This window comes from Streptomyces endocoffeicus, assembly GCF_016741935.1.
Classification (GTDB): Bacteria; Actinomycetota; Actinomycetes; order Streptomycetales; family Streptomycetaceae; genus Streptomyces; species Streptomyces endocoffeicus.
Map to the genome: position 1 here is coordinate 1 of NZ_JAERRG010000230.1, position 366 is coordinate 366.

At 65.3% G+C, this 366-nt stretch carries 1 protein-coding gene; it reads right to left on the reverse strand.

Features of this window, described 5'->3' with window-relative positions:
- Positions 1 to 305: polyketide synthase dehydratase domain-containing protein (locus JK364_RS58440; RefSeq protein WP_372462117.1), on the reverse strand; the 305-nt coding region annotated here is incomplete at its 3' end.
- Between the last annotated feature and the right edge of the window lie 61 nt (positions 306 to 366).

Genomic DNA, 366 nt, shown 5'->3' on the forward strand with positions numbered 1-366 from the left:
ACATAAAGCTCGTCAACGTCCACGGGAGCGGCCCCGGGAGGAGGCCAACTGGCTCCGCTCAGCACCTCGGAGACGGGCGCGACATCAACCGCCACGCAACTCGCTCCCGTCGCATGGCGCTTCCAGCCCAGATCGGCATCATCGGAGTCCATCCGCGAGTGAATGCTGAACTCGCGCTGACCATCCTGTTGAGCCTCTCCGACGACCACCTGCAAGTGAACGGTCTCCCCTTCAGGCACTGCGAGGGGCGTTTCAAGGGCGATGTCTTCGATGCCCTGTTGACCCACGTGTGTCACGGCATGCATCGCCAACTCGAGCAGCGCGGCCCCCGGCACCAGCACGGTTCCCCGGACCTGGTGGTCGGCG